Here is a 4,639-nt window from a genome sequence, read left to right as displayed (position 1 = left end):
GCATCGTCGGCTTAGGCTACGTTGGTTTACCACTGATGCTGCGCTATGTGGACATCGGTTACCAAGTTTTGGGTTTCGACATCGATAAAACCAAAGTCGACAAGCTCAACAAAGGCGAAAGCTACATTGAGCATATCCCTTCCGACAAAATTGCCGCTGCTTCCAACAGCCTGTTTGAAGCAACGACCGACTTCTCCCGCATCGGCGAAGTAGAAGCCGTTATTTTGTGCGTACCGACTCCGCTGAACAAATACCGCGAGCCGGACATGAGCTTTGTGATCGACACTACCGATGCGGTAAAACCCTACCTGCGCGCCGGTCAAGTGCTGTCTTTGGAATCCACCACCTACCCCGGCACTACCGAAGAAGAATTGCTGCCGCGCATGGAAGAAGGCGGCTTGAAAGTCGGTCAAGACGTATTCTTGGTTTACTCTCCTGAGCGTGAAGACCCGGGTAACCCTAACTTTGAAACCCGTACCATTCCAAAAGTCATCGGCGGCCACACCCCTGATTGTTTGGAAGTCGGCCTTGCGCTGTACCAACCTGCCATCGATAAAGTTGTTCCAGTAAGCTCCACCAAAGCGGCCGAGCTGACCAAACTTCTGGAAAACATCCACCGCGCCGTAAACATCGGCTTGGTGAACGAGATGAAAATCGTTGCCGACAAAATGGGCATCGACATTCACGAAGTCATCAATGCCGCTGCAACCAAACCGTTCGGCTTCGTTGCTTATTACCCGGGCCCTGGCTTGGGCGGCCACTGTATCCCTATCGACCCGTTCTACCTGACTTGGAAAGCACGCGAATACGGCGTAAACACCCGTTTCATCGAGCTGGCCGGTGAAGTGAACTCCCATATGCCCGACTACGTTATCGAAAAAGTCGGCCTGGCTTTGAATGACCACAACCGTTCTATCAAAGACAGCAAAATCTTGGTATTGGGTATCGCCTACAAGAAAAACGTGGACGATATGCGCGAAAGCCCGTCTGTGGAAGTCATGGACCGCCTGCACAAACTGGGCGCAGTGGTTTCCTACTCTGACCCGCATGTTCCAGAGTTCCCACACATCCCCGGCCACCACTACTTCGATCTGAAGAGCGAAGCGCTGACCCCTGAAACTGTCGCCCAATACGATTGCGTGGTTCTGACCACCGATCACGACAAATTCGACTATGACATGATTACCGAACATGCCAAGCTGATTGTCGATACACGCGGCAAATTCCCAGTGAAAAATCCTAAAGTCATCAAAGCATAATCTTGCTTCAAACGCATCCGGCTGCCTCCGGTTTCCCCGACCGGGACGGCGGCCGGTTTCCCAAGGCCATTTGTTTTTCAGACGGCCTTGGCAAACCGGCAACGGTAACAACACATACCTTACAAAAAACGCTCAGCTCGAACTTCTGGCCGTCTGAAAACAAATAATATGAACGCGAAAAAAATTCTCGGCTACGCATTGGGCCCGGTAGGAAGCGCCGCCTTCGGCCTGCTTTCCCTGCCACTCATCTCATGGTACTTCCCTGCGGAAGACATCGGCCGTATCGTACTCTTGCAGACCATTGCCGGACTGAGCATTCTGCTCTTGGGCTTGGGGCTGGACCAATCCTATATTCGCGACTATTACGCCGTTAAAGACAAGGCCGCGCTGTTCAAATCCGTTTTTTTATCGCCATTGATTCTGACTGTGGCGGTTGTGGTTTTAGTGTTATTGATAAACGCATCATGGCCGTCTGAAATCATTTTTGACATCCCCAGCGCAAATTTGGGGATTCTCTTTCTGATTTTCTTGACCACCACGCTGATTACCCGTTTTTTAGCTCTGATTTTGCGGATGAAAGAGCAGGCATTGGCTTTTCCGTCAGCCAGCTTGCGCCGAAATTCTTGATTTTGTTGTTGGTTTTTGCCGTGATTGCTTCCGGCTTGCCTACCAATACTACTTCGCTGGTTTTTACCTACACCGCAGCCCAAGTGCTGACCGTTGTACTGTTGATATATCAGCTGTGCCAAGACCTGCAAGCCGTTTCCCATGCGAAATGGTCGCCCGAGCTGCATCGGGACGGCCTGCGCTACGGCCTGCCGCTGGCATTCGGCAACTTGGCCTATTGGGGCCTGACTTCGATTGACCGCTTCGTCCTCAAAAACATCTCGGGCTTGGACGAGTTGGGCATTTACTCGATGGCGGTCAGCTTTGGCGCCGTCGCCCTGATTTTCCAAAGCGTGTTTTCCACCATTTGGGCGCCTTTGGTGTTCAAATGGGTAGAAGAAAAAAACAATCTGGACAAAATCGGCGACATCACGCTTTCCATGACCGTCCTCATCAGCGCAATGATTTGCCTCATCGGGATTTTCTCGCCGATGGCGACCTGGATACTGCCGGAAAAATACACGCAGGTTCAATTTATCCTGCTCTCGTGTATGCTCTTCCCCCTGTTTTACACGCTGACCGAAGTCAGCGGCATCGGTTTGAACGTCGTTCGCTCGACTTGGCTGATTACCGTCATCAACATCGTTGCCTTTATCGCCAATACCGCCCTGCTCTATCTGCTGGTACCGAAATTTGGTGCAAAAGGTGCGGCTATGGCCAGCGCAACGGCTTTTTGGCTGTTTTTCATCTTTAAAACCGAATTCTCTTCACGCCTATGGCAACCTTTGCCGCGCCTGAAGATTTATACCAACTCAACGCTCTGCCTGATGATCTGCCTTGCCTACACTTGGCTGGGTACGCGCGACAACTACATTTGGTTTGCTCTGGCATGGGCAGTCGGACTGGGTTTCCTGTTCCTAAAATACAAACACGCACTATTTGCCACGACCGAAAAAATCAAAGCCAAATTAAACCGTTCGGCAAAATAGCCAACCTGAGATCCACGTCTCTACGATAACAACAGAATGACCATGAAAATAAAACGTCTGAACTTATACACTTACATCCTATACATCATGCTCGCAGCCTATATGCTGGGACCCGCGCTGTCCTTTAAGGTCGGCGTGCCGCGTATCGACAACCCGCTGACCCTGATATTTGTACTGCTTGGTTTTGTCGTATTTTTTCTGGAAAGCAAGCATATTCCGCGCAAGATTTTTGCCATGCTCTGCGCCCTGACCGCCATGTGCATCTGGCCTGCCATCCACATGGGTATTACGTCGCTGACGCCGACGCAGTACATGGATATTTTGTTTTTTATGGCGATTCCGGCTTTCTTCTACTTGTTTTACCAAGTATCGAAACGTGCCGACGACCCTTTGGGAACGATTCAAAAGTTCCTTATCGTATTTACGCTGTTTATCGCCGTGCCGCCTTTTGCAGAGTTGGCCACCGGCATTCAGTTTGTGAGCGCCAGCGATGAGTTGGCTATTGATGAAGGTTCACTCAAAGGCTTGTTCTTTAACCCGAACAACCTTGCCGCCACCGCAGTCTGCCTTGCACCTGCCATTTTGTTTTTCTTCCAACTCCAAGGACGAAAACACAAAGAAAAACTACTGGGCTGGGGTTTGTTCCTGCTGTTGGGCATGGCCATTTTCGCCAGTGTATCGCGTACCGCCATCGGCTGTTACCTGTTGATTTTGCTGGTTTATACGGCCTATCGCAAAAACGGTTTTATTACAGTCGGCGTAGCTGGTTTGCTGGCGTTAGTGTTGTCGATGATTCCGTCACGCGCGATTGCGGAATTTTTGCTGTCGCTCAACGGCAACCAGTTTTTGGAACGTTTTTCCAGCCGCGTGTACCTCTTCCTGTACGACTTGGGCAGCGACAACTCCGTGTCCTACCGTCAGGAGATTTACAACTACTTCTGGAACAATCCGCCCCTGCTGCTGACCGGTTACGGTCCTAAAAACTTCCGCGAATATTTCGGCGGCCACTTGAGTAACAGCGTGGGTTTTGAAAATCCGCACAGTTTTATCATCGAACTGTATTTGGGTTTCGGCATAATTTCCCTGCTCGGCTTTATTGCATTTGTAGCGTTTTATTTCCTCTACACTGCCTCAAGCCGTGCACTAACCAATAAATCACGCGTACTGGCTTGGGTTGCCTTGGGCATTTTCCTGCTGGCCGGTTTTATTCCATCCACCATTTTACGTATGCCGTTTATCTGGCTGCCCTGCCTGCTGATTTTTATTTACAGCGTATTTGTTGCGCCCAAGCTGAAAGATATGGCCGCTTACGCATACAACGAAACACTATACGATACGAAGAAACCATCATGAAAATCATCCTGACTACCTCCATGTCCGGTCTCGGTGGCACTGAAAACGCCACTTTCCGCCTCGGCCGCCTGCTCAAACAACGCGGACACGATATCGTATTGGCCTCTTCAGACGGCCCTCTGATTCAGGAAGCGCAAGCATTGGGCATCCGTTGGCAGCCGATCGATTTTTACCAAGGCGGTCTTTTGGGTTACGTCAAAGGCATGTTTGCCTATATGAAGCTGCTGAAAAAAGAAAAACCTGATGTGATTCACTGCCAAATGGCGCGTATCGTTCCAGCCTGCGCCATTGCAGCCAAGCTCGCTTCGCCGAAAACCAAAGTGTTCTACCACGCGCGCGGCCTTGATCCGGAAACTTATCCGAAAATTGCCAAGCTTTTCGACAAGCTGGGCGTGTACATCATCGGCAACTGCAAACACGAACGCGAAAAAC

3 protein-coding genes and 1 pseudogene are annotated in these 4,639 nt (G+C 50.5%); all 4 read left to right on the top strand.

Annotated features, from left to right (window positions below; genetic code table 11):
- The first annotated feature begins 2 nt into the window (after positions 1-2).
- The gene (locus tag ACTHUT_RS14235) at positions 3-1,259 is read left to right on the top strand and encodes a nucleotide sugar dehydrogenase (RefSeq protein ID WP_440418933.1); all 1,257 of its coding nucleotides are present in this window, start codon (positions 3-5) and stop codon (positions 1,257-1,259) included.
- A 168-nt stretch (positions 1,260-1,427) separates the two neighbouring features.
- Positions 1,428-2,854 (top strand): annotated as a pseudogene (locus tag ACTHUT_RS14230) (oligosaccharide flippase family protein).
- 42 nt (positions 2,855-2,896) lie between these two features.
- A complete protein-coding gene (locus tag ACTHUT_RS14225) occupies positions 2,897-4,207 on the top strand; it encodes an O-antigen ligase family protein (RefSeq protein ID WP_250599556.1) in 1,311 nt (436 codons plus the stop codon).
- Positions 4,204-4,639 (top strand): glycosyltransferase (locus tag ACTHUT_RS14220; protein ID WP_440418932.1); only part of this gene is annotated, 436 nt, incomplete at its 3' end. The genes ACTHUT_RS14225 and ACTHUT_RS14220, both read left to right, overlap by 4 nt.

The sequence above is a fragment of the Neisseria sp. P0022.S010 genome (genome assembly GCF_051956635.1).
The sequence above is the reverse complement of the archived record's forward strand: the minus strand, read 5'-3'. Positions and strand labels throughout refer to the sequence as shown.